This window comes from Oleidesulfovibrio sp., assembly GCF_047973035.1.
GTDB lineage: Bacteria > Desulfobacterota > Desulfovibrionia > Desulfovibrionales > Desulfovibrionaceae > Oleidesulfovibrio.
In genome coordinates this window covers 63,373-89,443 of the sequence record NZ_JBKEBF010000036.1, presented here as the reverse complement: position 1 = coordinate 89,443, position 26,071 = coordinate 63,373, and the positions used below count along the sequence as shown (strand labels likewise).

Annotated in this window: 26 protein-coding genes; 1 reads left to right on the top strand and 25 read right to left on the bottom strand. The window is 51.2% G+C overall.

Going from position 1 to position 26,071, the window contains the following annotated elements; all coding sequences use genetic code 11:
- Positions 1 to 42: 42 nt before the first annotated feature.
- The 13 genes from yjgA to ACK5LI_RS12110 form a co-directional block, all read right to left on the bottom strand.
- Entirely contained in the window at positions 43 to 567 is a 525-nt protein-coding gene (gene yjgA / locus ACK5LI_RS12170; protein ID WP_416949683.1) for a ribosome biogenesis factor YjgA, read from the bottom strand.
- Positions 568 to 665: 98 nt separating this feature from the next.
- On the bottom strand, positions 666 to 1,082 hold the full coding sequence (locus ACK5LI_RS12165) for a hypothetical protein (RefSeq protein ID WP_416949681.1): 417 nt from the start codon (positions 1,080 to 1,082) through the stop codon (positions 666 to 668).
- Positions 1,083 to 1,411: 329 nt separating this feature from the next.
- Positions 1,412 to 1,726 (bottom strand): hypothetical protein, encoded by a 315-nt coding sequence (locus ACK5LI_RS12160; protein ID WP_416949679.1) that lies wholly within the window; start codon positions 1,724 to 1,726, stop codon positions 1,412 to 1,414.
- Positions 1,727 to 1,760: 34 nt separating this feature from the next.
- Positions 1,761 to 2,618: a 4-hydroxybenzoate octaprenyltransferase gene (locus tag ACK5LI_RS12155; protein WP_416949677.1), complete on the bottom strand. Its 858-nt coding sequence runs from the start codon at positions 2,616 to 2,618 to the stop codon at positions 1,761 to 1,763.
- Positions 2,602 to 3,909 (bottom strand): HD-GYP domain-containing protein, encoded by a 1,308-nt coding sequence (locus ACK5LI_RS12150; protein ID WP_416949675.1) that lies wholly within the window; start codon positions 3,907 to 3,909, stop codon positions 2,602 to 2,604. Before ACK5LI_RS12150 ends, ACK5LI_RS12155 begins: the two co-directional genes overlap by 17 nt.
- A gap of 52 nt (positions 3,910 to 3,961) precedes the next feature.
- Positions 3,962 to 4,786 (bottom strand): MogA/MoaB family molybdenum cofactor biosynthesis protein, encoded by an 825-nt coding sequence (locus ACK5LI_RS12145; RefSeq protein WP_416949673.1) that lies wholly within the window; start codon positions 4,784 to 4,786, stop codon positions 3,962 to 3,964.
- A 61-nt stretch (positions 4,787 to 4,847) separates the two neighbouring features.
- Positions 4,848 to 5,318: a hypothetical protein gene (locus ACK5LI_RS12140; RefSeq protein WP_416949671.1), complete on the bottom strand. Its 471-nt coding sequence runs from the start codon at positions 5,316 to 5,318 to the stop codon at positions 4,848 to 4,850.
- 53 nt (positions 5,319 to 5,371) lie between these two features.
- Entirely contained in the window at positions 5,372 to 6,100 is a 729-nt protein-coding gene (locus ACK5LI_RS12135; protein WP_416949669.1) for a LysE family translocator, read from the bottom strand.
- A 194-nt stretch (positions 6,101 to 6,294) separates the two neighbouring features.
- Positions 6,295 to 7,026 carry an amino acid ABC transporter ATP-binding protein gene (locus ACK5LI_RS12130; protein ID WP_416949667.1) on the bottom strand — a complete coding sequence of 244 codons (732 nt, stop codon included), beginning with the start codon at positions 7,024 to 7,026 and terminating at the stop codon, positions 6,295 to 6,297.
- Complete coding sequence (locus ACK5LI_RS12125) at positions 7,023 to 8,036, bottom strand: ABC transporter permease subunit (RefSeq protein ID WP_416949665.1); 1,014 nt, start codon at positions 8,034 to 8,036, stop codon at positions 7,023 to 7,025. Before ACK5LI_RS12125 ends, ACK5LI_RS12130 begins: the two co-directional genes overlap by 4 nt.
- Before the next feature lie 166 nt (positions 8,037 to 8,202).
- Positions 8,203 to 9,021, bottom strand: a complete 819-nt coding sequence (locus tag ACK5LI_RS12120; RefSeq protein WP_416949663.1) for a transporter substrate-binding domain-containing protein — start codon at positions 9,019 to 9,021, stop codon at positions 8,203 to 8,205.
- Positions 9,022 to 9,071: 50 nt separating this feature from the next.
- Positions 9,072 to 9,248 carry a hypothetical protein gene (locus ACK5LI_RS12115; protein WP_416949661.1) on the bottom strand — a complete coding sequence of 59 codons (177 nt, stop codon included), beginning with the start codon at positions 9,246 to 9,248 and terminating at the stop codon, positions 9,072 to 9,074.
- A gap of 196 nt (positions 9,249 to 9,444) precedes the next feature.
- Complete coding sequence (locus ACK5LI_RS12110; protein ID WP_416949658.1) at positions 9,445 to 12,399, bottom strand: NAD-glutamate dehydrogenase domain-containing protein; 2,955 nt, start codon at positions 12,397 to 12,399, stop codon at positions 9,445 to 9,447.
- Between the two features lie 193 nt (positions 12,400 to 12,592).
- Between ACK5LI_RS12110 and ACK5LI_RS12105 the strand changes: the two genes are divergently transcribed.
- Positions 12,593 to 13,339 (top strand): FAD/NAD-binding family oxidoreductase, encoded by a 747-nt coding sequence (locus ACK5LI_RS12105; RefSeq protein WP_416949656.1) that lies wholly within the window; start codon positions 12,593 to 12,595, stop codon positions 13,337 to 13,339.
- 106 nt (positions 13,340 to 13,445) lie between these two features.
- On the opposite strand, the gene ACK5LI_RS12100 is transcribed toward ACK5LI_RS12105, so the two are convergent.
- The 12 genes from ACK5LI_RS12100 to ACK5LI_RS12045 form a co-directional block, all read right to left on the bottom strand.
- The gene (locus ACK5LI_RS12100) at positions 13,446 to 13,778 is read right to left on the bottom strand and encodes a NifB/NifX family molybdenum-iron cluster-binding protein (RefSeq protein WP_416949654.1); all 333 of its coding nucleotides are present in this window, start codon (positions 13,776 to 13,778) and stop codon (positions 13,446 to 13,448) included.
- Positions 13,779 to 13,827: 49 nt separating this feature from the next.
- Positions 13,828 to 14,472, bottom strand: coding sequence for a thiamine phosphate synthase (gene thiE, locus ACK5LI_RS12095; protein ID WP_416949652.1), 645 nt, complete (start codon positions 14,470 to 14,472; stop codon positions 13,828 to 13,830).
- Positions 14,469 to 15,272: a hydroxyethylthiazole kinase gene (gene thiM / locus ACK5LI_RS12090; protein WP_416949650.1), complete on the bottom strand. Its 804-nt coding sequence runs from the start codon at positions 15,270 to 15,272 to the stop codon at positions 14,469 to 14,471. Before thiM ends, thiE begins: the two co-directional genes overlap by 4 nt.
- Before the next feature lie 270 nt (positions 15,273 to 15,542).
- Positions 15,543 to 16,718, bottom strand: coding sequence for a PLP-dependent aminotransferase family protein (locus ACK5LI_RS12085; protein ID WP_416949648.1), 1,176 nt, complete (start codon positions 16,716 to 16,718; stop codon positions 15,543 to 15,545).
- Positions 16,719 to 16,745: 27 nt separating this feature from the next.
- Complete coding sequence (locus ACK5LI_RS12080) at positions 16,746 to 17,597, bottom strand: LpxI family protein (RefSeq protein WP_416949646.1); 852 nt, start codon at positions 17,595 to 17,597, stop codon at positions 16,746 to 16,748.
- A 149-nt stretch (positions 17,598 to 17,746) separates the two neighbouring features.
- A complete protein-coding gene (gene lpxA, locus ACK5LI_RS12075) occupies positions 17,747 to 18,532 on the bottom strand; it encodes an acyl-ACP--UDP-N-acetylglucosamine O-acyltransferase (RefSeq protein ID WP_416949644.1) in 786 nt (261 codons plus the stop codon).
- Between the two features lies 1 nt (position 18,533).
- The gene (gene fabZ, locus ACK5LI_RS12070) at positions 18,534 to 18,998 is read right to left on the bottom strand and encodes a 3-hydroxyacyl-ACP dehydratase FabZ (RefSeq protein ID WP_416949642.1); all 465 of its coding nucleotides are present in this window, start codon (positions 18,996 to 18,998) and stop codon (positions 18,534 to 18,536) included.
- A complete protein-coding gene (gene lpxD, locus ACK5LI_RS12065; RefSeq protein ID WP_416949640.1) occupies positions 18,998 to 20,041 on the bottom strand; it encodes a UDP-3-O-(3-hydroxymyristoyl)glucosamine N-acyltransferase in 1,044 nt (347 codons plus the stop codon). The genes fabZ and lpxD overlap by 1 nt, the downstream gene beginning before the upstream one ends.
- A gap of 12 nt (positions 20,042 to 20,053) precedes the next feature.
- Entirely contained in the window at positions 20,054 to 20,587 is a 534-nt protein-coding gene (locus ACK5LI_RS12060; protein WP_416949638.1) for an OmpH family outer membrane protein, read from the bottom strand.
- Positions 20,588 to 20,729: 142 nt separating this feature from the next.
- Complete coding sequence (locus ACK5LI_RS12055; RefSeq protein ID WP_416949636.1) at positions 20,730 to 22,535, bottom strand: N-acetylmuramoyl-L-alanine amidase; 1,806 nt, start codon at positions 22,533 to 22,535, stop codon at positions 20,730 to 20,732.
- 184 nt (positions 22,536 to 22,719) lie between these two features.
- Positions 22,720 to 25,401: an outer membrane protein assembly factor BamA gene (gene bamA / locus ACK5LI_RS12050; RefSeq protein ID WP_416949634.1), complete on the bottom strand. Its 2,682-nt coding sequence runs from the start codon at positions 25,399 to 25,401 to the stop codon at positions 22,720 to 22,722.
- Positions 25,385 to 26,065 (bottom strand): ABC transporter ATP-binding protein, encoded by a 681-nt coding sequence (locus tag ACK5LI_RS12045; RefSeq protein ID WP_416949632.1) that lies wholly within the window; start codon positions 26,063 to 26,065, stop codon positions 25,385 to 25,387. The genes bamA and ACK5LI_RS12045 overlap by 17 nt, the downstream gene beginning before the upstream one ends.
- Between the last annotated feature and the right edge of the window lie 6 nt (positions 26,066 to 26,071).

Here is a 26,071-nt window from a genome sequence, read left to right as displayed (position 1 = left end):
TCATACAAAAAAGCCTGACAAGTCAGGCTTTTTTTATGATTTCTATTTTGCGCTTTCTTCCATATCCCGCAAATAGCGAAAAAGAGCGCGGAAGCTTTTAGGCGCTTTCGCCTTTTCCCTCTCTTTTTTGGCATTGCGCACAAGCTGACGCAGGTGCTGAACATCAATATCCGGAAATTTTTCAAGCAACTCGGGCACCGCATCTGCATCATCGTTCATCAGACGTTCGCGCATCTGTTCCAGATGATGAAACGCCTCGGACTCTGCCTGCTTACCTTCGCCAAGTGCGGTCAGACGCTCTGCAAGCCCTTCGGGGTCTTCCACTTCGCGCATCATGCGCCCGATGTACTGCATCTGGCGCCGCCGGGACTCATGCGTAGTCATGCTGCGATACTCACGCACAGCTTCCACCAGAAGAGGCGGCAGCCCAAGCGCTTTCAGGGCCGAGGCAGAAAGTTTGGTTAAGTCTTCACCCATGCGTTGCATGGCGGTGCTTTCGCGCTTTTTTTGCGACCGGCTTTTTGCTTCCGGCTCGTCCTCGTACATGTATTTATTCTGTTCTTTCATAAAACCGTTTTTAAGCCAGATAATTATCTAAAAAAATAAACGCGCCTTTGGCACCGGCTGTCAAAAGAATGCCAAAGGCGCAGTATTTACATTGCAAACTAGTTAACATACCGCCCGCCAGCCTTCATACTCCAAAGATGCGCGGGAATTTCGACATAGGCTTTGCGCTCGGTTTGCGGAATACCAATGACCAGCACCAGTACTCCACTGGTAATTACATGGTACATATGCCTGTACAGGCGGGCAGCAACTTTGCGATACAACTCTCTGCTGGCTGTGCCGTCTCCGATATACTCGACCAGTCGCTCAACTGCGCTGCCCAGCACTTTTTCTGCCCCGCTCAGCAGATGAATTTCATCTTCACGGATAGCGACAAGCATCTCACCTGCATAAAGTTTACGCAACTCTTCCCCCGGAGGCTCAAAGCGCTCTTCTGCAAGTTCGGTATCAAATATGTCCTGAATGCCCTCTGACTCCTGCCAAGCGCCCCTGAAAGGCCAAGTAAGGTATGTCATAACGCCCCCCGCAGCACCATTGTTCCGGTCAGTAGGCTGGCCTGCAAAGTGTCTCATGCCTTACCTGCTGCGTCATCGGCCTTACGGCCCACTCTGCCGTGCCAAACAGGAACCAGTGCCTTCTAAACAGTGCTTCATGTATTACCCCAAGCAAATATCGCACCGCTTTACAAAAAAGCTTATGTGCAAAGTAAATACGCAATGAGCCAAACCTGATAAGCCCCTTTCATCTTAAGCCTAGTACGGAAAAAACGGAATATTAATCCTGAAAATCCGTACAGGCGGACGTTTTTTCCTGCTTTTCGCTCAAGGCAAAACGCAGGGAATTATCAGAGTTCGGGCTTGCTAAACGACCATTGGCTTGAGGGAACTTCCACAAACAATTCATTTCCTGTCTCCGGCAACGCCAGAACCCCCACGATTGTCTGTGAACTATCTAATAAATACATAAATTCAGAAAGGCGACGCGCAACCTCTCCTCTGGCAACATTTGCATTATCCGCTATCTGTTCAAGCGCAGATTCAAAGGCTTTTCTGGCTTCATCATCCAGCATTATATTCTGACCGGTCAAAGGAACTGCCACCTCGTTGTACATGGCCTGCACCCTGCGGCGGATAAACTCCTGCTCCATGCTGAACCGCATACATCACCTCCGGCCTGAAAAACTGTAAAAAGGGCTACAGATAAATTCCCAGCAACACCCCGATGAATACAACCACGGAAATTACTCCATTCATGGTAAAGAATGCCATATTTACCCTGCTCATGTCCTCTGCAGAAATAATTTTATGCTCAATAAATAAGATAGCTGTCACTAACGCCCACACAGCAAAAAAAGGCCATGAGAAACCGGCCGCCCAGCCTGCCATAAGGAAAAATACAGATGTATTCACATGGCAGAAAGAGGACACTATCAGGGCAGAGCGCACTCCCACTCTGGCAGGAACGGAATGAAGCCCCGACCTTCTGTCAAACTCTTCATCCTGACACGAATACAGAATATCAAAGCCGGCCACCCAGAACAAAACGCCCCAGAAAAACAGAATTACAGCAACGGAAAAAACGGGCTCCACCGCTATGGAACCGGCAATGGGAGCAAGCCCCAGCACCGCCCCCAAAAAGAAATGACACCCCCATGTAAAGCGCTTGAACAGACTGTACACAGCAGACATAATCAGAGCCACAGGGGCAAGCTGCAGGCATAAAGGGTTCATAGCTGCACAGGCCGCTACAAAAATAACGCCCATTACCGCGATGAATGCCCACGTCTGCATGGGGGTTATTTCACCAGTGACAAGCGGCCGCCCCTGTGTACGGGGGTTCGCTTTATCAATAGGCAGGTCAATTACTCTGTTAAAAGCCATGGCAAAGGAACGAACTGCGACCATGGCAACGGTAAGCACCAGCATGGTGTACCAGCCGGGCCACCCGCCAGCGGCCATAAACGCACCGGCATAGGCAAAAGGCAATGCAAAAACAGAATGCTCAATCTTCACCATGCGGCATACCGCACCGAATTTACCCAACAGATTCATGAAGTTCTTCCATAAAGTTATTGATTGGTCCGTTGGCTGTTCTTTGCTCCAGCCACTCAGAAAAAGCTTTGAACTCGCTTAACGCCGACAGTTGTGCCCCCCGCCGCTCCGCATCCAGCGCTGCATAGTTCGCAAAAAGCAGATTGGCCACAATAGGATCAAGGGCGCCTGTTTCGCAAAGCTCTGTCAGCACGCTGCGGGTCTGCTCTTCCGTCATACCAGACCGATAGGGCCTATCTTCGGAAAGAGCTGTAAAAATGTCCGCAACAGCCATAATGCGCGAGCCAATCTCAAGTTCCGGCCCTTTCAGGCCATGAGGATAGCCAGAGCCGTCAACACGCTCATGATGCTGAGACGCCCAGCGGTTCACCCGTTCCAGTCCCGGAATCTCGCCCAGCACCTCTGCCGTGCGCTCGGGATGGGTTTTCATACGATGAAACTCATCTTCACTTAACCCTGCAGGCTTTTCCAGAATTTCACTGCTAATAGCCAGCTTTCCAATGTCGTGTAACAAGCCGGCCAGATAAATTTCCAACTGCTCTTCTTCTGTAAAACCGCTCAGCTCCCCCAGTTTTCGGGCACATGCAGCCACTCCGCGTGAATGCGTAGCTGTAAAGCGGCTCCGGAAGTCAATGATATGGGAAAAAACTGCAGAAAAATCCAGCAGACCTTGCGTATCAAGCGTTTCACACGCCATCGCAGGGTCAAGGCGATTGAGCAATGCCCACGGCGACGAAAAACATTCGTGCAATGAGCCGCGCATAGATGCGCGGCGCAACGCTGCAACATAGTCGGGATGAAACATTGTCCCGGCATTTCCGGCCAGTTTTATCACGGCGTCATCCACGCTTTCAACAGCGCCCCCCCTACGGGGCAACATCACATCAAGCCGGTCTGCAAGATTGATAATATTTGCCTGCGACAAATCAGGAGCAATACTTTTAAGCAGATTATAGCTGGTATGATGGTGAAGCACCAAACGCGCCACGTCAGCCAGATGCGGGCTGAGGCTTAAAAGCGCATACCCTGCCTGTGAATGCGTAATCCCGTCTGTTTCAAAGCTAAGCGCCTCAAGCCGCCCTTGCAATGAAAGCGCACCGGCATCATGGAGCAAGGCAGCAAGCAACAAGTTACGCCTGTCTGCCAACGGCAGCCCCAGTTCAACAGCAATGCTGTCCGTAAGGCAGGCAACACGTGTATGGTGGTGTGAAACTTCTCTGCTTACAAGGTCCAGCGCCTTGGCAAGAGCCCACACCATTGGAAATAATCCAACCTGTAGTCTGGATTTCATGTTTCATCTCGTACTCTCATACCGCCCCCGCCGCATGAGACATGATATCGCGTTATGTGCCGCAGTCCGCTTTGTCGCCTTGCAGCTTGGCAACTGCATGAGCCAGAGCAGGGAGTACGGCTTCTAAATTTTCTGTAACAGCCTTACGGCTTCCGGGCATATTAACAATAATTGAGTGCCCTAACGTTCCGACCACCGCACGCGAGATAACAGCGTGCGGAGTTTTACACAGACTCGCAGCCATCATGGCATGTTCAAAACCGTGCAGTCTCTTTTCTATAACTGTCAGAGTCGCTTCAGGAGTAACGTCACGAGGCCCGAGCCCCGTACCGCCTGTAGTAAAAATAAAATCATAACCTTGCGTCAGGGCAAGATCGACAAGAAGAGCTTTCAAGGCGGAGCCGTCATCAGGCAGCATATAGCCCTGCACATACCCTTCGGCAAAAGCCTGCTGAAACATCGCGCCGATGGTCGGCCCGCTGGAATCAACTCTCTGACCGGCAGCGCCCTTATCAGAAAGAGTCACCCATGCTGCCGTCAGTCCAGAGCCCTTTGCAACGCCTTTGTAGACACCGCATTCCGCGTCAATCGAAAATGCCACAGTATATCCATAAACAGCATGGTCGCGAGCGCCGGAGACAAGAGGCACACGTCCCGTAATCCGCAGAAGATGCTGTCCCGCAGAATCCGCAAGCACGGTTCCGACGCGCAAAGGCACCGGCACTCCGGTGGCAATATCTTTCGCGGATTCAAGCGTTCCTGCACATACGCCCTGTAGCGGGTCGTCACTGCTTATAGGATAAGCGGACACTATGGCAGAAGCCCCTGCAGAACAGGAGGCCTTCAAAGTCAGGCTATAGGAAACCGGTGACTGCATTCGCTCGCTCCTTAAAAGTAAAAATCGGGGTGCCATGTGCCGTTATATAAAAAACCCCGCACTATTCTGTCCGGCCTGCTTCTTTACAAAGGGCAGGAAACAAAATCCGGTAATAGGCATCCGCTGCATCTTTGCAGCCTTTCCGGTGATACAGATGCGAAAACTGCTCATCACATTCCGCCTTGGCATCACGCACCTGCTCCTCGATTCTATAGTCCTGCACCGCACTGACACAGGCTTCGACAGAAGGATAAACATCACCGGTCAACGAAAAATCTTCGCGGGCCATGGCGCAACCGGGCACACAGCCTTTTACTGTCATTCGCGCAAGTTCATCGTCACGGCGGCAACGTTCAAGGCAAGCATTATAGAGCGTCCGCTCATCAACCTGTACCCGCTGGCTGTCGGAACTAACGGCACTTCCACCAGTGTGGTTGCCTGCGCTATAGGACGAACCGGAACCGGTCATGCAGCCGCAAACTACCAGCAAGACTGTTAAAGCAGCAAAAGCAAATACGCAACGCTGAATCATAACCCAACCCCGAAAAAATGTTTATTGCAAACATGTTGCATAAAACTTTCAGATCAACGGCCTTGATCGAAAGCCAGTCGCAGACCGAAGGCAAGCATCAGGCCGCCGGCAAGCGCATCAAGCAGCCTCATTACCACAGGACGAAGCACAGCCCCTGCTCTGCCGCATCCCTTGCTGAGCAGAAAAAACCAGCAGATCGTCACAGCCACATGCATAAAGGCAAACCATACAGCCCGCCATGCTTCCGGACTGGCGCCCATAACCTGAGGAAGCACAGCCAGATAAAACACGGCAACTTTAGGGTTAAGAATATTTGTTATCAACCCTTCACGAAAGGCGCTATGTTTTGTCCCAGAAGTTGGCAATTTGCCAGCAAGGCTATCACATTGCTCGCTGTTGCCATCCGAAACGGGTGTACACGCACGTGCAGTTTCATGCACCGTTTCGCGCAGTCCGCCTGCCCGCCATACTCCGTAAAGAGCTTTTATACCCAGCCAGACAAGATACGCGGCACCGCACCAGCGTACCAAAGAATATGCCTGAGCCGAATGAACAAGCACAGCAGATAATCCCAGACCCGCCAATGTGGCGTGAAACAGCAGCCCGCTGGCAATTCCGCAGGCCGTCTGTCTGCCGCAGCCGGCGCCGCCAGTCAGCGCATTACGCAGCACAAGAAATGTATCAGGCCCCGGCGTAACAGTAAGAACCAAAGCAACACCGGCCAGCATAGCCATTTCAGGAAGCAAATTAATTACATCAGCAAATGCAGAGGCTAGAAACATACACACTTCCTTATCAGCCAAGTACAGCAGCAAGCAATATGATGCATCGTAAAGTCACTTGCCCCGCCGTAGCAAGAAGAAAGCTACTGCAGAAAACAAAAGGCGACGGCCCGCCAGGAAACCGCCGCCCGACCCTACATCGGGTCTATAAAAACAGGCACGCCCGAAGAGGCGGCACGCTGTTTAAACCATGATTACAGAATCTGACTGAGGAACAGCTTTGCACGCTCATGCTGAGGACTGGTAAAGAAATGATCAGGGGTTCCCTGCTCGATAAGCTGTCCCATATCCATAAAGACCACCCTGTCTGCCACTTCTCGGGCAAAGCCCATTTCGTGAGTCACAACAACCATGGTCATGCCTTCACGGGCAAGCGTCTTCATAACATCCAGCACTTCACCGACCATTTCAGGGTCAAGAGCGGAAGTGGGTTCGTCAAACAGCATGACTTTAGGGTCCATTGCCAGAGCACGGGCAATGGCAACACGCTGCTGCTGACCGCCGGAAAGTTGGTCGGGGTATACGCCCTGCTTGTCGGAAATACCGACCTTCTTAAGCAGCGCCAGCCCCTTGGCTTCAGCATCCTTGCGGTTACGTCCCCGCACGGTCATCTGAGCCATTGTCAGGTTTTCCAGCACAGTCATGTGGGGAAACAGGTTAAACGACTGGAATACCATGCCCACTTCAGCACGAATCTTGTTAATATCGCAGGCAGGGTCAAGAATATTAACCCCTTCGATAGTAATCTCGCCCTGATCGGCATATTCCAACCTGTTCAGACACCGCAGGAAGGTAGACTTACCAGAACCGGAAGGCCCGATGACAACCACCACTTCTCCGGCTTTCACGTCCAGAGACACATCCTTAAGCGCGTGCAACGGCTCAGGAGTGTAGAATATCTTGTGTACGTTTTTTGCTTTGATCATCGAACCGCCTTACTTTCCAGATAAGAAACAAAAACAGAAAGTGTGAATGTCAGCAACAGGTACATAAGCGCACACAGAATCCACAGCTCAAAAGGCTGCAACGAAGAGCTGACAACTTCACGGGTTGCCTTTGTAAGATCGCGGATTGCGATTACGCCGAGCAGCGAAGAATCTTTGATAAGGCTGATAAACTGTCCTGCCAGAGGAGGCATGATACGGCGGAACGCCTGAGGCAGAATAATCTTGCGCATAGCCTGATTATAGTTAAGCCCCAGCGAACGCGCGGCTTCCATCTGCCCGCGATGGACCGACTGGATACCGGCACGGACAATCTCGCCCACATAGGCACCGGTAAACATGGACAGCGCAAACACGCCGAACCACATTGCAGGAACAGGGCCCATGCCCACTTGCTGAAGCATATTGTTCACCAGCGTACCCGCAACAAAATACCAGAGAAAAATCTGAACAAGCAGCGGCGTTCCGCGGATAAACTCGACGTATGTAATGGCGCCCCACTTCAATGCGGGGTTGTCCGAGATACGTGCAAGGCCGGTCAGCACACCAAGCAGAATACCGAACACAATCGAAACCAGGCTGACCTCAAATGTGACTTTGAGACCCTGCAGCAGCACCCCGGGTTCACTGATACGGTACGAGCCAAGCACATCGCCCATATATACATAGTCACCGGGCGAAAGGGTCACAGAAGTGCCGGCGTTAAGGCGCTGCTCTACCCGACTGCCCCCGTCGTCCTCCAGCACCACAAACTCGGCGCCGTTTTTATTGATGACTTCCTGCAAAGTGCCCTGCTCTTCCGCACGCACTTCAACACTCTTTTCCACCCAGAAGTACTGGGGAATGCGGTTCCACCGCCATACATACTCAACGGAGCTGGAGGCAACCCACATAAACCCCATCATGCCCAGCAGCACCACAACAAACGCCGCCTTCCAGAACATGTAGTACGAAGGGCTCTTAGGAGCATCCAGTCCTCTATAAGTACTCATAGTATGCTAAACCTCACAAACGATGTCGCCGCCAGCCGGCGGCGCAAATATTCCCGGCTCTGGGGGCGACGACGCAAAGCGCCGCCCTCCCGGGAACCAGGAATACGGAATGAATGTCAGGGCCGGAGTGCGCACACTCCGGCCCGTCAGTTGGCTTACGCCGTGATTACTGAATCTGTTTCTGCCACGCGTCGGACATCAGCCACTTGTCTACCATACGCTGGTAGCGGCCGTCGTTCTTCAGCTGGAGCAGAAAGTGATTAATAAAGTTGGCAAAATCAGGATCGCCCTGCTTATAACCGATAGCCATAGGCTCGAAGGTGAAAGCTTCTTCCAGCAGGAAGGTTTTATCCTTGCCGTGCTTGGACTGGAACACTTCGTTTACAGGACGGTCGTAAACAAAGGCATCCGCACGGCCGTTCACCACTTCCATGGCGCAGTCAACTTCTTTGTCAAAAGACTTGTAAGTTGCCTTGGGCAGGTGCTTTTTAGTGGCTTCCTCACCGGTGGTGCCCATACGGGAAACAACAGTGAATTTAGGATCATTCAGATCGCGGTAGGACTTTACAGCACCCTTATGCTTGGCAGAAACCAGCACGGTCTGTCCCATAACCAGATAAGGATCGGAGAAACCGATCTTCAGGTTACGTTCCTGAGTCAGTGTCATGCCGGAAATAATGACATCAAACTTGTCGGACAGCAGCGAAGGAATCATACCGTCAAAGTCTGTGTTTACAGGCACAAACTTAACGCCCATTGCCTTGGCAAGTTCTTTTGCAAGGTCAATGTCAAAGCCGACAAAGTTACCGGACTTGTCAGTCATCTCAAAGGGTGGGTAACCGGCGTCAAAACCGACACGCAGCTCGCCACGCTTCAGGATATCGTTGATAACGGACTTTTTAGCCACTTCGATGTCGCCTGCGAAAGCCGGAACCGCCATAACAGTCACGAGCATAAGCAGAACGAGCGCCTTTACAAATTTCATCAGGACACCTCCAAAATTTTCCCGTACGGCCCCCAACGGGCCTCTCCTCACTAGTACTTGCCTTCGGTCAACACTTCCTTGATGATCATGTCCTTGCGGCATACAGGGCACTTGGGCATTGGCTCCTCAGGCAAGGCGATTATCTGAGTCTGCCGACACTTCGGGCATATCACTTCCACAAACTCCCGCCGATAGCGGTTCTGCAGCGGTTTAGTGTCCTTGTTCATAACTCACCTCGTAGGATGAAAAACAGGTAATACAGCAACGGAATATACGTTGCTGACAGACCGGACATTCTTCGCGAATTTATTTCTAAAATCAAGAAAAAACACACCCCGCTTTGCCGCAGATACACAAAAATGCAAAAAAGCGTCAGACGTTATTGCCGGACGCTTTTCTTAACCATACTTATAGCAACCGAAATCAGACAAGACCAAGCTGCTGCATAACAAGCAGACGGCGGCCACCTGATTCCATCAATTCCACGATGCTGTCCACATCTGCAACCGTCGCCTTGCGCAGCGCTTCCACGTAATCACTGACGGTATGCTCCGCCTGCCTGTAATTACGCATAACCTGACGGACATCACGCGTATGCGCCAGTTCATTCAGCCATCCCATGCCTTCCTGATATACAATGCGCGAAGCAATATATGCGCTTATCAGAGAGTACTGGTGCCGCAACGGAACCTGCGTAAAGATCCTGTCCCGATACTGCTCCACAAGAACCGCGGGGCAATATTCCAGGAGCAATTCGCACAATAACGGATCATTCGCGATATCAGGCTGATCGACAACAAAGCTGCTGTACAATGCGTCTGCAACACGGTTTATCTCAGTAGACAATTCCACAGAAATCTCATGCAGAGGCTTGCAGTTATCGCACTTTTTGCGCTCGCGCAGCAGCAGGCGGGCCTCATCACGCGCCCGCTTTCGAAGAATTTCAAAAACACCCTCTACGTAATCTTTTTTATTCGCAATAAACTCATCTTCGGTCATGACCAGACCGCCCAGAATTTCATACGAAGAGCAGATTACACCGGTTTTGTTCGCTGAAGAACCATGCACAATGAGCACGTCTTTTTCTGCTATCTTCTGACGGGCATCCGGCGAAATAAAGAGGTTTGCGCCCTCAACGATCGCTCTGGCAGAAGGCGTGCCGCTTTCATCAAAAAAGTCACGCCAGTTCTTCATGTTGATGGTATCAGGTCTGCCGCCGGACGGAATGAATATATCGGCAACGGCTTTGTTATGCAGCGTGTTGCGGATACGAGCATTTTCCGGAGTGTCGGCACTGACAACAAACGCCCCTTCTCCAGTAAGCTTTGTTCTGTCGAACGCATCTATGGACTTTTGAATTTCGATAAGCCTGAAAAGCTCATCCCATGCAAGTCCGTCCGGATCATATGCCGCACCATGGCCATCTGTAATAGCCACAACCCGTGCATTTTCACCGTAATCCCTGTGCAGAATTTTCATTACATTACCGGCAACGTCGCCTTTAGGTCCGCCGGTAATCTTGCAGGTAAAGCGTTCCTGTTCCGGAGCAATGCCCATGCTGCGCAACACCTCGTCCGCAAAAACCATTACCCCGAGGCTGGTAACGCCAAACTCTTTGTGGTTAATGCCCGCTTTGGGCTTGGAGCTCATGAAAGCAGAAGGCCAGCGATACCCGCGTTCCCTTGCACGTTTGATAGTCCACTCAATATGTTCCGGCGTAATGTGTTCGTCCGGCCCGAGGTAGATGATTTCCTCTTTGCCAAGATAATCCACAACGCTTGAAAGCGCGGGCGAATCTTCGCCGGTCAGAATAATATCCAGCAACGAATTGATCATGCTGTACACGGCAAGATTGATGTCGCCCCTCGGCCCAAGCAGCATAACAGCCTTTGAGCCGCCTTCAGGGATATCCTTATTTTTGTAGTGCTGAGCACGAGCCAACGCTGTGACTTCATCGTATAGCCGGTTGGATTCCAGTTCGAACTGCTCCTGCGTGCGCGTTGTAACCACACGCACACCGCCGCGCGCCATATCGCGGTATCGCACATGGAATCCCTGCGCATACGGTCCGTGAAAAAAGAAAACCCCGTAAGGCTGGTCTTCCTTGGGGCAGCCACCGGAGCATTCCACCATAAATGCGGAGTCGATGCGGAACGACAGACCGTAAATCTGATCCAGATAATAGTTGGTCCGCAGAGTATTACGGAAGAAACCGTAAATAATGTTTAAAATCCGGCGTTCATTTTCTTCAACGCACTCATCAAGCATGGTGCCGATCATCTGTTCCAGCTCGGCCAGCATGCTCTGCCTGTTTCCGCGGGATGGATCAAAGCGTGCCTCGAAGTACTCCACAAGCTTCACAATCTCATCGCGACGGACCAGCGCCACGTTCACCACGTTATCGGCAGTGTAGGCCCACAGGTTATCCTTCACCAGAAATACATGTGCAAACTCACACGCTGCCTGTAGCAGCATAACCCGCTTAAGCGGCCACCCTTCTTCATCCGCGTAGCGTTCAAGATCGTGGGGAGCAAACCACTTTACCAGATTCAGTTTACGGGTCAGTTTATGCCAGAGTTCAGAATCCGGCAGTACAAGATCGTTTTTATAGCGCACATAAAAACTGAGTACAGCAAAAGTCTTTCCGTTTGTCAGAGTAAATAAGTCTCCATATGCTCTGCGTATGGAAAGCCCTTCCCTGTTCAGAATTTTCGTCACCTGCAACAGCAAACCGGTGCTGGGCGGATTTATCATCGCAATGGCAATGCGCGATTCTTTATCCGTCGAGCATTGCTCCAGCGAAACAAAAGTATCCTCGCTGTCCGTCAGTTCCTGCATGGTACGGTAGTGCCGTACAGCGCGGGAAGGTTCATACTTCTGCACATAGTCGCTGTTGGCCCCGGCCAGAAAAGCGACATAATCTTCCCGTTCGTCTTCCCTGATAAGACCTTCGGCAATGGAGACATTGACAGCTTCGGCAAATTCCGCTGAATCCTGCTGCGCCTTGGGCTGCTCCGATAATAGAATTGTGCACAGCTTCAACTGCCCGTCGTAACTGGAATACAGACGGGCTGTTTCAATGCTGTCGCCTACGTGCCCCTGTAAAATTTCAAGCAGGGCCACTTCGCTGCCTTTAGGAGCAATGTAAGTGATTGTCTTTCGGTCGGGGGCGACCAGATTGACCGTATGACTATCAGTTGTCACACGTCCGGAAATGATGGTCTGCAGGTGCTGGACCTGATCGTCTGTGGAGTGAGTTTTGAAATAATAATCTGGCATATTGGCGTAAAACCACGGGACAACGCCATCTGCCACACTGTCCAGTCCGGTTTTGACTGACTTCAGAACGTTGCCAGCCAGAGAATCGTGTGTAGCCATGCAGTTCCTCCTTGCCTAGCCGCTCACTATATAATTGCAGGCAGAATACCGCATCATCGCGCAAGAGCAACATTTTTTTCATAAACTAAATATAATCTCCGGCCCGCTTCCTTATACACTGGACACTCCAGAAGGCTTGGTTCACAATACAAACTGGACGATAACTCTTTTTTTTCAAGCATACGGAGCCGCCATGGCAGAAATGAATCAAAAAAACGGCATGATCGTGGATACGGTTGTGGAAAACGGTGACACCACGACTATATTCTTCAAGCCTGAGGATTCCGAACGCTTCAAAGCATTCCGCCCCGGCCAGTTTGCCACCATTCGCGTGATGACAGACGAAGGCTGGAGTGATCCGCATCCGTTCACTATATCCGGCGCTCCCGGCGATACGCTTCGCATGACAATCAAAAGAAAAGGACACTTTACCGACAAAGTCGTCCCGCATCTTAAAGCCGGCATCCCTATTCAATGCGCCGGCCCCTACGGGGCCTTCTGCCGCGATATTGAAGGGCAGGAACAGATTGTCTTTGTGGCTGGCGGGGTTGGCATCACGCCGTTTTTAAGCGTTCTGCGCCACTTCCGGAATACGGCTGCCACAAACAACATTGTACTTTTCTGGTGCAACAGAACATATGCCAATGCTTTTGCCGCGGCAGAACTGGAAGAGATGGCAAAGGAGCTGAAGCTTACGGTAGTGCACATCTTAAGCAGAGAGCACAAGCCGGACCTGTACGAAGAGGAAGAGAAGCCGCAAATCCGATTTGAAAAAGGCCACTTTTCACGCGAGATGCTGGAACGCCATATCAAATCGACGACAGCTTCATTTTACTTATGCGGCCCGGGCCCCATGCAGGAGCATGTGCTCGAAGAAATGGCCGCATACGGCATTGCACCTGAGAGCGTGGCCAAAGAGCTCTTTGTGTTTGAAAAATAACAAGCAAGCAGACGTTACACCTGCCTACTTCCTCGCTGCCTCTGTAAGGCCACGCTGAAAAGGAGTAAGACGGAAAGTAGCCCCCTGCTTACGGGACGAATGCCAGCTACCCTAGCAGAGTATCATCAAGAGACAGGAATTTTTCCACTGCTGCTTTTACAGGCCCCTCAAAGCCTATGCCAACCCTGATGCCCGCTTCGGCAAGCGCAAGTTTGGCCTTGGACCCGCAGTCGCCGCACAGTACGGCCTGTGTTCCGCGTTCGTGCAACAAAGCGGCGACCTTTCTCCCGGCTTTTTCGCGTTCATCACGAAAAGGATTCTGTATTGCTTCAAACTGCATATCTTCCACTGAAACCAGAATATACCAGTCCGCTCTGCCGAACACAGGTTCGACTTTGGCACTCATCTGCGCACCATCGGCAGCAACAGCAATAATCATCAACCCTCCTTATTCTTTGTGCCGGACCACATCCCCCTTAGGCAACTTTTTACCGCTGCAGGCGATGCTCCACAGCGATTCTGCGCAAAACAGCAGCCGCACTTTTAGGGTCGTCACTGGCACATATGGCAGACACCACAGCCACACCATCGGCACCTGCCTCAAACACATCGGCGGCGTTATGCTCATCTATTCCGCCGATGGCTACCAGCGGGCAGAGGGTGCGCGTACGCAACACCCGCAGCCCTTCCAGCCCCCATGGAAAAGAAGTGTCCGTTTTAGTAGGTGTTTCAAAAACCGGACTTACGCCCATGTAGTCAACGCCGTATTCTTCGGCCTCTGCCACATGCGTCAGGGATTCCACGGAAAGACCGATGATGGCATCCCGTCCCATTATACCGCGCACATCCGGCACAAGCATATCACTTTGTCCCACATGTACACCGTCCGCTCCGCAGGCAAGTGCCACATCAACCCTGTCGTTAATAAGCAACGGTACACCCGTCAAAGAAAGACGGGCTTTCAACGCACGGGCGAATTCCACAAATCCACGGGTATCCGTGTCCTTTTCACGCAGCTGGACAATGCTCGCGCCGCCGGAAACAGCACGAAGCACTACTTCATCCAGCGGACCGGAAGCGCATAACCCCCGATCCGTTACCAGATACACTGAATAATCGGGTTGCTGCCTCATTTCCATTCAACCTTAACGCCTGCTTCCACATCAAGCGGCTGCATACCATACAACGCATCAATGAAGTTTACCTGAAAACTGCCCGGACCTTTTGCCTTGCGGGCAGCGATTGTCCCGGCTACCGCCATTACGGCCATACCAGCCACAGCACCCTCGAAAGGATAATCCGCTACCGCAGCATGAGCACCGACAATGGCAGAGGCAGTGCAGCCCATCCCGGTTACTTTCGGCATTATATCGTGACCACCGAAGATGAGGGCTTCCCGTTTGCCGTCGGTGACAAAATCCTCTACCCCGCTGACAACAACCGTACAACCATATTGCGTTGCGATAGCGCGGGCAGCGTCCGCTGCATCCGAAGCTTTATGGGTACTGTCCACGCCTTTGGTTGCGCCTTTAGCCCCGGCAACTGCCAGTATCTCAGAGGCATTGCCCCGCAGAATCGAAGGCTTCAGTTCGGCAAGCAACTTTATGCTGGTTTCAGTGCGCAACACGGATGCTCCGGCACCCACAGGGTCAACAACAATGGGCACTCCGCGTTGCGCTGCAACATTTCCTGCCACAAACATGGCTTCAATCCACGGCAGGCTCAACGTACCGATATTCAGAACAAGAGCCGATACCAGCCCTGCCAGTTCTTCTACCTCTTCGCGGGCATGGGCCATAATGGGAGAAGCCCCCGCTGCAAGCAGCGCATTGGCCGTATTATTCATTACAACGTAATTAGTGATGTTGTGCACCAGCGGACCGCCGGTACGGACACGCTGAACCGCGTCCCAAACGAAATCATGTTCGCTCATATATCTGTTCCTTCTGTTTTACACTGTTGTAGTCCTGTCAAGGATAACGCGGACTGAGCATCGCGTCCATTCCTGACATACAATTATCTGCAGGTTGCGAAACTTTTTGTGATTCCTGGCAGATTAATTCCGCAGCGGCTTCACTCTGCCTTGCCGAAAAGGCGGCAAAAAACAAAACACCTGGGTCCGGCACTGCGGGCATCATGCTGGCAATACAAATAAAAAGGGCTGCCCGAAGACAGCCCGATAATAAATTGCGCTGAATGCAAATTATTCCGAAAGAGCTTCTCTCAGGCAGGAGCCAAGCCTGCTGATACCTTCACGGATAGTGTCTTCGCTGGCATTGGAATAGTTAAGCCGGAATGTATTTGTCGTTCCATCCACATAGAACGGTCTGCCGGGTACAAACGCAACATTACGTTCGATTGCGCGTTTGAAAATCTCTTCCGAATCACAGCCCTCGGGCAGTGTACACCACAGGAACATGCCGCCTTCAGGCTCTGTATACTGCACCTGCTGCGGAAAATGTTCCTGTATGGCCTGAACCATTACATCACGGTGACGCCCGTATTGTTCACAGATAGATGCAATATGAGAGTTAACATCATTCTGTGTCAGATATCGGTACAACACTCTCTGGTTAAATGTCGGAGTATGCAGGTCGGATGCCTGTTTAACCGTAACCAGCTTTTCCATAAGCGCAGCAGGGGCGCAAACCCAGCCTAACCGCAGGCCTGGGGCAACAACTTTGGAAAATGACCCCAGAAGCACAGAAGGCGCTCCGTTCATGTAAGCTTTGACGGGGGGCAGTTTTTCCCCCATGAAGCGTAACTCGCCGTAGGGGTTGTCTTCCACCAGCAGGCAGTCGGAAGCAGCAATCAACTCGGCTGTTCTGCGACGTGTTTCAGCATCATAGCTGATACCCGAAGGGTTCTGAAAGCTGGGTACAGCGTAAAAAAGTTTTGGCGAACCTTCGGCTAAGGCCTTTTCCAGTGCATCGGTATCTACGCCACCGGCAGCCAGCTCCAGCGGAGAAAATTTAACTCCGTACATACTGAAACACTGGATAGCACCAAGGTAGCCCGGGCGTTCCATCAACACAGTATCGCCTTCGTCCAGCATGGCTTTTGCCAGAATATCCAGAGCCTGCTGCGAACCGCCAGTAATAAGAATCTCATCAGCAGAAACAGTCATGCCTTGTTTTGCATAGCGGTCGGCAATCCATTCGCGCAGCGGCAGATAGCCTTCAGTGGTGCTGTACTGCAAAGCCTGAGGACCGCTCTGAGCCATTTCTTCCGCAGCTGCTTCTGCAAGCTGCTGCACGGGAAAAGATGCGGGATTAGGTAGGCCGCCGGCGAAAGAAATAACTTCAGGACGTGCGGTAACTTTGAGAATCTCGCGAATGTACGAGCGGTGCACACTATTCATTCTTCCGGCGAATCGCATTTCGTGTCTCCTTAAGCGAAGGCGGAGTTACAATTTTCTGTCTGCGTTGCCCGTTAATTCTTCAGACAACGCGGGGCCTATTCCCACAATGGAAATTCCATATCTATCTGCCAGAGAGATGCTTTCTTCTCTGTCAAAAAACAACGCCTTACCGGCCTGATAACAAAGGCAGGAATACCCGCCCTGCTGCAATGTGCGGATAGTGCCAAGCCCGAGGGCAGGCAGATCGATACGTTCATCCTGTCCGGGTTTGACTATCTTCAATGCCACGCAGCCTTCGCCGCCAAGGTCGCCCCCGCGACGCAACGTGGCATCAGTGCCTTCCAGCCCCTCTACCGCCACCACCATGCCGCGCTTAACGACGACACATTGGCCGATATCCATAGCGCCAATCTGCATGGCAATGGGCCAGCCGTAGCGTAAATCCTGCCAGTCATCCTCTGAAGGCTGCGTTTTTGTCAAAACCCCTTCCGGCCCGAGCAGCCCCGGCACAAGCTCTGCAGCCTGCACGATGGCAAGCCCTTCTGATTCCAGCTCGCCAAGAACAGCGCGCAGCAGCACGTCATCGCCTTTCGACCGCAGCTTGAAAAGAACTGTTGCCGCACGCATGTCCGGCCGCAAATCAAGGGCGCGCGGTTTGCTGATGGCTCCGGCAAAGCAAAGACGCTTTACCCCGTTATCCAGAAAATAATTGATCAGCTTGTTAAGCTGCCCCAGATGCAGCATTTTCCATTCGTCCACTTCCGCTTGCAAGGCTTCATCTGTGTGACCGTAAAAACCACACATGACAACAGCATGTCCTTCCTGGCGGGCGGCACGGGCTACCAGCAAGGGAAATTGCCCGCTACCTGCGATGATTCCTATACGTTCATGGCTCATGGATAATCCTGCATCTAAATGTCGTTAACACCGGAAGTCTTTAAAGGAACCGGAAAGATAGAGCAATATAGTCCGGCTCGTTAAGGCATAAAAAAGGGGAAAGAAGGCCACGCCCGCTTTCCCCTTTTGAGTTCAGTAACCGGCCGTGATTATTCCACGGACAGAATCCCCCGCTCACTGGCTCGGATAAATTCCACAAAGTCAATGAGTTCAGGGAACATGCCGTACTCGTATTCTAGCTGTTCCAACGCTTCCTTTCGGGGAGTATCGGAGTTCCAGACCAGACGGTAGGCACTTTTGAAAGCTGCAATCAGGTCGCGGGAGGCCTTCATACGGCGCAGGCCGACAAGGTTGGGGCCGTGTACTCCGGCGCGGTTGCCCACGGCCAGCATAAAGGGAGGCAGATCCTGAGAAATCCCGCTCATACCGCCCACGAATGCATTACGCCCGATGCGCACAAACTGATGTACAGCAGAAAGACCGGCCAGAATGGCATGATCTTCAACCGTGACATGTCCGGCCAGCGTAGCGCCGTTAGACATGATAACGCCGTTCTTGACATGGCAATCGTGTGCCACATGGGTGTAGGCCATAAGCAGGTTATCATCACCTATAACCGTTTTACCGCCGCCGCCTTCAGTACCGCGGTTAAGCGTGGCAAATTCGCGCACACGGTTACGGTCGCCCAGCACAAGCCAAGACTCTTCACCGGCAAACTTCAGGTCCTGCGGCTCGCCGCCTACGGCAGCATAAGAGTATATATGGTTGTCACAGCCCATACGGGTAAACTCTTTTACAGAGGCAAAAGCATCAATACGGCAACGGTCGCCGATGATGGTGTTTGCTTCCACAACCGCACAGGGGCCGATAACGACATCGGAACCAAGTTGTGCTTTTTCGTCTACAAAAGCAGAAGGATGGATATTTGTAGCCACGCTACATATCCTCCTTATTCATCACGGCAGCGGTCATTTCCGCCTCTGCAGCAAGCTTTCCATCAACATAGGCCTTGCCTTCCATTTTCCACAGCTTAAGCTTGTGGCGCAACAGACGGCAGTGCAGCTCCAACGTGTCGCCGGGGTAAACAGGCTTTCTGAAACGCACTTTTTCCATGCCTGTAAACAGGAACAACTTGCCTTCCACGCTGGTGTCGGTGCTTTTCACCACTAGAATACCACCTGCCTGCGCCAGTGCTTCCATAATCAGCACACCGGGCATAACTGGCACTTCAGGGAAGTGGCCCTGAAAAAAAGGCTCGTTCATGGTGACGTTTTTCATGGCGATAATGCTCTCGCCGGGGGTATAGTCCAACACCCTGTCTACAAGCAGAAAAGGATATCTATGCGGAAGCAGACCAAGAATCTGCCTGATATCAAGAATGCTTTTTGCCGTATCGTTCATCAGCTATCCTTACTTGAGTCAGCCTTCAGCGCCTCAAGCTCTTTTTCTATTTTTCTCAGTCGCTTATACATATCAGGCAATTTAGGCATCACGGTAAGCGTGCGCATGAACACATCGCGTTCGACTGCGGGCTGTCCGCCCATGGTCTTGCCTGCTTCAATGCTTTTTGCAACGCCGGCCTTGGGTCCCAAGGTAACATCGTCACCAATGGAGATATGCCCTGCAACCCCGACCTGTCCGGCCATGGTCACCCTGTTGCCTACCTGTGTACTGCCGGAAATCCCTACCTGAGAAACTATCAGGCAATCGTTGCCGATGGTAACGTTGTGGCCTACCTGAACAAGGTTATCCACTTTAGTACCATCGCCTACGGTAGTAACCCCGAGCACAGCACGGTCAATGGCGGTATTAGCACCGATTTCCACATCGTTACCAATTTCCACCCTGCCTATCTGCGGGATTTTCTGGATTCCATAATCGGTACGGGCAAAACCGAAACCGTCAGCTCCCAAAACAACTCCGGCGTGGAAAACACAATCGTCTCCCACCGAAGTAGCAGCCATCAGCGTGACATTGGGATAGAAAGTGCAGTTTTCACCAACGGTGCAATCTTCCCCGATGTAGCAACCGGGGAAAAAGGTTGAACCTTTGCCAACCTTGGCTCTGGCACCTATGTACACATTGGGGTACACGGTGCAGCCATCGGCAACTTCAGCTTCCGGATGGATATATGCCATATCGCTGATACCGGAAAAGTTACCCTGCGGTTTGGCAAACAAATGCAAGGTCCTGCCAAAGTCAAAGTACGGGTTTGCACTGATCAGAGCAGTTTCAACCTGATCCGCAAACTCTTCACTTACAATGACTGCCGCAGCACGCGTGCCAGCCAGTATCGGGATGTATTTCGGATTTGCCAGAAAGCTGAGCTCTTCAGGTCCTGCGCCTTCTAGAGTATTCATCCCCGAAACTTCGCAGTCAGGCCCTTTCAAAGTAAGCCCGAGAGCTTTGGCAATATCCGAAACTTTCATGACGGTTTTCAGCATGTGCTCCGTCTACTACTTTTTGGCACCGGCGCGCCAGATGCGGTTTACTTCCACCATCACTTCGCTGGTCACATCCAAAGCGGGGTCTGCATAGGCAACACCTGCATGAGTGGCATCAAAAATGGCAGCAAAGCCCTGTTTTTTTCCGTACTCGGAGCAAGCTTTTGCAATAACGGTAAGAATGTCCTGACGAATCTGTGCATCAGCAGCCTGAACCTTACGGGTAAAGGTACGTGCCTGATCTTCAAGGTCACGCTTCATGCGAACAAAATCGACCTTCTTGTCTTCGCGGGCTTCAGGAGTAAGTGCCGCAGACTGAAGACGAAGCTGTTCGGACATCTTCTTCAGCTCTTCAGACTTCTTGTCGATTTCTTTCTTTTCAGCGGAGAAATTTGCTTCCATTTTCTTTTTGGCTTCCGCAGCAGGTGCGCTTTCCAGCATCAGCTTCTGCAGATTGATAAGGCCGATTTTCTGAGGCTGCTGAGCGTGAGCAGGTGCAGCGGCAAAAAGAGAAAGTGCGACAAGCGCGAGCAGTATTTTACGCATTAAAGCTCTCCTATGAGTCTTTCCATTTACAATACAAATTCAAATAGTTATTGGCCCATTCAGAATTTCCGTACTACATTTCGCATAAAGGACTATGTGGAATAGCTCCATGCGGGTGCAACCGTCAAGCTATTCACAAAACCTACATGGAGGCATACCGGTTAATTTTCTTTTTGTATGCAACCACACCGTCCACAATGCCCTCAGCCATTCTCTCCAGATATTTTTCTGACTTAAGGCGTCTTGCTTCTGAAGGATTGGTGCAGTACCCGAGCTCTACAAGCACCGAGGGCATTTTAGCCCCCATTAATACATAAAACGGAGCTGATCGTACACCATTGTCACGGGTGGAATATCCGTATTTTTTCTTTACCGTGCCTATGACATTTTTCTGGATCAACTCAGCAAGATCCTTCGACTCCTGCATTTTCGAATTCAGCATAAGGTCGGTAAGAATAAACTGCAGATCACTGATACGTTTTTCACTGACAGCGTTTTCACGCGCGGCAACCCGCACCGCGCTGGCTGAACGCGCAAGGTTCAGATAGTACGTTTCAAACCCGTGAATTTTTGAGCTGTTATTGGCGTTGATATGAACAGATAAAAACATATCTGCCTTTTTCACATTGGCCATGGCAGTGCGATCTTCCAGCGGCACAAAAACATCTTTTGTACGTGTATACAGCACATTAAAGCCTTTTGCCTCAAGCTTTCTGCCAATAATTTTCACCATTTTCAATGTGTATTCGCGTTCCCTGATACCATTGTGCTGGGTTCCGGGATCTTTTCCGCCATGTCCGGCATCAATCATAATGGTGTTCAGCGTAAGCCCGAGTTGTTCTACAAGATCTTTCACCTGACCTTTGCTTCCGCTGGGAACCTGATACGGCTTAGGTGGAGCTTTCGGCTCGGGCTTGGTCTGTGCTACCTGTACAGAGTCTTCTGATTTGTCATCAGGCGAAGTCACATCAATCACAACCCGAAAGGGGTTATCCAATGTAAATACGTTATATTTACGCACCGATGAGAAATCGAGAACCACGCGGCTTACGCCATCGCGAGGTCTGCCTGTGCGAACCTCTTTAAGGATGCCGTCCGCAACAGTCTCATGGCTGCGAACAAGCTTTCCGGGGGTGGCGTTCTCAATATCCACATACAGCCGGTAAGGCTTTCCAGCTTTTCTATCTTCGGGAAGGAACTGGTAACGATATGCAACTTCTTTGCTGCATTCCAGAACCACACGAGTGTAATCATCACTGGACTGGTAACGGACATCAACTAGGGTAGCGGGCGGCCCGCTGCTTATGGTCTTGCTTTTGAAGATACGTGAAGCTTTTACAGGCTCGGCCTGAACAGGTTTGGAAACCTTGGGAGCGGGAGCCTTTTGAACAGGTTTCGGGGAAGCCTGCGCTGTGGCAGTCCCCTTACCGTCAAGTGACCGATGCAGAGCAAGGGCTTTATAATACATATCTCCCTGCTGATGGTCCCGCAGAATGGCATTCAGGTCACGGCGTGCAGCCGCAAGGTCATTCAGGCGGTCTTTGTTGACCAGTGCAGCCTGGTACAATCCGTCATCCGTCCATGAATGGGATGGAAAATGACTGGCAAGTCTGCCGTAGTAATCGACAGCTTTACGAAAGTCAGAAGAAAGGAAAGAACGTGCGCCTAACTCAGTGCGTGTTCTACCGGCATAAAACAAGGCTTTGGGAGCATAAGAACTACGCGGACTGCGTTTATACACGTCCACAAATTTCTGTTCTATACGAAGCCAGTTTTCACGATACTTGGCTTTACGCTTATCTTTGCTAAGGGCATGAAACTCACGCCACGCAGTATTGAACGAAGCATCAAGGGAAGCAGCATCCGCCTGAGGAACAGGCATGCACGCCAATAAAACCGCTATGATAAGACATTGCCACAGCAGACGGGGGTATAACCTTATAGACATAGGCATTATGAGATATCCATAAACGGCTGCAGCTTTCTGCTGCCGAACTGTTCTGAAGATGCCAGACAATACGGCATAGTATCATTTATCGCAACCCGCTGTATAAAGCTGCGATAACTCACCAGTCAAAAGACAACAAAAAAAGGGGATGCCATAAAGACATCCCCTTTGTTATCAGCTCAGATTAGAAGGTCTGGCCCATGGTAAACTCGAACTTGCCGCTCTTGCGCTTGCCGTCCACCTTGTTAAGCGGATAGCCGTAAGCAAAGCGCAGGTTGCCAAGAGGAGATTGCCAGCGGACTTCCAGACCCACACTGCTCTTGATCTCATCTGCCCACTCCTGTCCCTGTTCCGGATCGATAACGAAACCGGAGTCGAAGAAGGGAATAAAGTAGATGCCCATTTCATCATCGAAGTACCAGATGTATTCGAGGTTTGCGTATGCCGCGCGAGTACCGCCTATGCTGTCGTCGCTTTCGGGGTCTTTAGGCGAAATATCCCGCCTGTCGTAGCCACGAATAGAGTTGATGCCACCAAGGTAAATCCTTTCGTGCACAGGAATCTCTTCGCTGCTGTCGTTCTCGAACAAGGTTGCGCCACGTACACGCAAATGGATTACGTGGTCATTGGTAAGCTTCTGGAAGTAGCGTGCATCACCGAAGAGCCTGATAAAGTGGTCCGTACCCTGCAGCATGCCTCCGCCATAATCGATAGCACCCTTTACATACGTACCACCTGTCGGACGCATACGGTTGTCGATGGTATCGCGGCTGATGGCAAATCCGGTGACACTGGCGAGGTTGGTTCCTTCATAGTCACGGATAGTCTTTGCAGCGTCATCATCAACGTTAGAGTACTTGTACTGGTCAAGACGGTAATACCAGCTGGCACGAGTGTATTCACCCAGCGGGTAAGCAAAGCTCAGCACGCCACCGATGGTCGACTTGTCGTAGTCGTCCATGTCGCTGTCACGCAGATACGCGTTCACGCCTACCTGCAGCTTGGTGTCGTTGTAGTGAGGGTTGATAAAGGTAAAATCAAACTCGTTATCACGACCACTGAACGTAGCAGTAAGAGCAGCTCGGTAGCCTTTACCAAACAGGTTGGCTTCGCTGATTGAGCCGCCGATACCAAAGCTGGAGTACGTAGAATACGCCACACCAGCAGCAATCTGTCCGGTATTTTTCTCTTTTACCTTAACTTTCAGATCCACTTCTTCAGGATTGGAAGTGGGAATCATTTCAATATCAGCCTGCGCAAAGTAACCAAGGTTATTAAGACGCTGGTTACTGCGGCGCAACTTGCTGCCGCTGTACAGGTCTCCGTCAGTCAAACGCATTTCACGGCGGATAACATTGTCTCTGGTATGCTTGTTTCCTTCCACTTCCACACGGCGGACATACACTTTCTGTTTTTTATTGATAACATACGTGATGTCTACGATATCGCCGTCACGACGCTCTGTACGGAAGTTACTGTCGGCAAAAGCATAGCCGTAGTCGTTATAGTACTGAGTAAGCTTCTTGGTATCGTTCTGCAGTTCTTCGTAGTTGAAGAACCCTTCGCCGTTTGCGAACTCATCCATCTTTGTAAGTGAAAAGAGCTTTTCATCGGTATCGATAAGATCGCCACGGAATTCCACTTTACCAACTTTATAACGGGTGCCTTCTTTAACGGCAAAGGCAACAATAATACCGTCTTCTTCGTAAACGACATCCGCATCAGACACGCGGACATCCATAAAACCACGGTTCAGGTAATAAGCGCCGATTGCGGCACCATCACGCTCAAGATACTCTTCACGCAACACGCCTGTACCGGTAATCCACGAAATCATGTTGCGCGGACGCAGAGCAAGTTCGTCCAGAATATCACTTTCATCAATCTGCTCCGCACCGACAATGCGTACTTCCTTGATGTAGAGCTTCTGGCCTTCGTTCACAGAAAGCACAAGGCTGGCAGCCCCTTTCGTGCCTTCCACAACCCGATGCGAAACTTCTGCAAGATAGTACCCCTTCTGGCGGTACAGGTCAGTCACTTTAATAATATCCTGCGACATAAGCTTTTCGTTCATGACCGAGCCGGTCTTCGTACTCATGACGCTGAAAATTTCATCGGTATCAACCGCATCGGAACCTTCTACCGTAATCGCTTCGATCCGCGGCTTTTCCTGTACGGTATAAATAAGTTTAAGCCCGTCTGAGGTCTGCTCTGCCGTGGCTTTAACGTCGCTGAAATAGCCGAGGTCGTAAATGCGCTTAATTTCGCGGTTGATCATTTTAGGATCAAGCTTATCTCCCTTACGGGAACTAAGGCGCATAAGCACAACGTCGGCATCAAGAACTTTAGTTCCGCGGACTTCCACTTCAGCAATGGAGTCCTGCTTCAGCAGATTGGCAGCTACGCGCTGCGCCATTTCATCCACAGCGGGAAGAATATTGATGAGGCCTTCTTTCTGGATAAACAAAGGCTTTGCAGGCTGAACGCCCAAAGCCTCAACAAGGCGGGCGTCAAGGCTGATGCTTTCACCAAGCTGCGTAAAGCTACCGTAAAGTGCATAGTTTGCACGGGCCAGCAGCGACAAGTCACGCACAGAAGCAAGATCAAGAGTCTTCAGACCCTGCTCTGCCAGCAGCTTTTGTACTTCTTCACGGGGAACAACAGAAAAGCCCTGCGCGACCAGTCGTTCAATGACCAGATCAGGCAGGCTGTCTTCCAGATAGGCCAAGTCAGGCTCAGCATTTACTTCAAAAGGGAGTACAAGCACACGCAAGTTCGCGGGTGTGGCGGCATTAGCCTGAAAGGCCCCCAGACAAACCAGCAGGCATGAGGCCGCATAAAGCCACAGCCTAGCAATTCTGGTCATAAAGTTCTCCAGCTCTCAATTCTAGACGTCTATTCATGAGAGAAGCCAAGGAGCTGTTGTGTGTCACCACAACAAGCGTCATCCCCAACTCCCTGTTCAATTCCAGCAGCAGATTCCCTACGCTGTCACCGGTGCGTTCATCGAGATTTCCCGTAGGTTCGTCGGCCAGCAGCACCGCAGGACGCATAAGTATAGCCCGGGCAATAGCGGCCCGTTGTCGCTCTCCGCCGGACAGGGTTCCCACCTTGTGGCGAGCCCTGCCGGAAATGCCGACAAGCTCCATCGCTTCGGCTGCTTTTTTCAAAGCAACGTGACGAGGCACACCGGCAATGATGGCCTGCATAGCCACGTTTTCCTGCGTATTAAATTCCGGCAACAGATGATGAAACTGAAAAACAAATCCAACATCGTTACTGCGCATCAGCGCCTTCTGCCCCGCAGACATATCCGCAATATTCTTCTCCCTGAATAATACGGTGCCCCAAGAAGGATTATCAAGGGTTCCCAAGAGATGCAATAGGGTGGATTTACCGGAGCCGGAAGCTCCGACAACGGCAATGGAATCCCCTTCTGCGACATCAATGCTCAACTCTTTGAATATTATAACCTTTTCTGCAGGGCCTTGATATTCTTTTCCAACACCCTTGAGGTTATATAAAAACATATTTTT

Coding starts and splice junctions, on each gene's coding strand:
- yjgA (WP_416949683.1), bottom strand. CDS start 567: ATGAAAGAACAGAATAAATACATGTACGAGGACGAGCCGGAAGCAAAA.
- ACK5LI_RS12165 (WP_416949681.1), bottom strand. CDS start 1,082: ATGACATACCTTACTTGGCCTTTCAGGGGCGCTTGGCAGGAGTCAGAG.
- ACK5LI_RS12160 (WP_416949679.1), bottom strand. CDS start 1,726: ATGCGGTTCAGCATGGAGCAGGAGTTTATCCGCCGCAGGGTGCAGGCC.
- ACK5LI_RS12155 (WP_416949677.1), bottom strand. CDS start 2,618: ATGAATCTGTTGGGTAAATTCGGTGCGGTATGCCGCATGGTGAAGATT.
- ACK5LI_RS12150 (WP_416949675.1), bottom strand. CDS start 3,909: ATGAAATCCAGACTACAGGTTGGATTATTTCCAATGGTGTGGGCTCTT.
- ACK5LI_RS12145 (WP_416949673.1), bottom strand. CDS start 4,786: ATGCAGTCACCGGTTTCCTATAGCCTGACTTTGAAGGCCTCCTGTTCT.
- ACK5LI_RS12140 (WP_416949671.1), bottom strand. CDS start 5,318: ATGATTCAGCGTTGCGTATTTGCTTTTGCTGCTTTAACAGTCTTGCTG.
- ACK5LI_RS12135 (WP_416949669.1), bottom strand. CDS start 6,100: ATGTTTCTAGCCTCTGCATTTGCTGATGTAATTAATTTGCTTCCTGAA.
- ACK5LI_RS12130 (WP_416949667.1), bottom strand. CDS start 7,026: ATGATCAAAGCAAAAAACGTACACAAGATATTCTACACTCCTGAGCCG.
- ACK5LI_RS12125 (WP_416949665.1), bottom strand. CDS start 8,036: ATGAGTACTTATAGAGGACTGGATGCTCCTAAGAGCCCTTCGTACTAC.
- ACK5LI_RS12120 (WP_416949663.1), bottom strand. CDS start 9,021: ATGAAATTTGTAAAGGCGCTCGTTCTGCTTATGCTCGTGACTGTTATG.
- ACK5LI_RS12115 (WP_416949661.1), bottom strand. CDS start 9,248: ATGAACAAGGACACTAAACCGCTGCAGAACCGCTATCGGCGGGAGTTT.
- ACK5LI_RS12110 (WP_416949658.1), bottom strand. CDS start 12,399: ATGGCTACACACGATTCTCTGGCTGGCAACGTTCTGAAGTCAGTCAAA.
- ACK5LI_RS12105 (WP_416949656.1), top strand. CDS start 12,593: ATGGCAGAAATGAATCAAAAAAACGGCATGATCGTGGATACGGTTGTG.
- ACK5LI_RS12100 (WP_416949654.1), bottom strand. CDS start 13,778: ATGATTATTGCTGTTGCTGCCGATGGTGCGCAGATGAGTGCCAAAGTC.
- thiE (WP_416949652.1), bottom strand. CDS start 14,472: ATGAGGCAGCAACCCGATTATTCAGTGTATCTGGTAACGGATCGGGGG.
- thiM (WP_416949650.1), bottom strand. CDS start 15,272: ATGAGCGAACATGATTTCGTTTGGGACGCGGTTCAGCGTGTCCGTACC.
- ACK5LI_RS12085 (WP_416949648.1), bottom strand. CDS start 16,718: ATGCGATTCGCCGGAAGAATGAATAGTGTGCACCGCTCGTACATTCGC.
- ACK5LI_RS12080 (WP_416949646.1), bottom strand. CDS start 17,597: ATGAGCCATGAACGTATAGGAATCATCGCAGGTAGCGGGCAATTTCCC.
- fabZ (WP_416949642.1), bottom strand. CDS start 18,998: ATGAACGATACGGCAAAAAGCATTCTTGATATCAGGCAGATTCTTGGT.
- lpxD (WP_416949640.1), bottom strand. CDS start 20,041: ATGCTGAAAACCGTCATGAAAGTTTCGGATATTGCCAAAGCTCTCGGG.
- ACK5LI_RS12060 (WP_416949638.1), bottom strand. CDS start 20,587: ATGCGTAAAATACTGCTCGCGCTTGTCGCACTTTCTCTTTTTGCCGCT.
- ACK5LI_RS12055 (WP_416949636.1), bottom strand. CDS start 22,535: ATGTCTATAAGGTTATACCCCCGTCTGCTGTGGCAATGTCTTATCATA.
- bamA (WP_416949634.1), bottom strand. CDS start 25,401: ATGACCAGAATTGCTAGGCTGTGGCTTTATGCGGCCTCATGCCTGCTG.
- ACK5LI_RS12045 (WP_416949632.1), bottom strand. CDS start 26,065: ATGTTTTTATATAACCTCAAGGGTGTTGGAAAAGAATATCAAGGCCCT.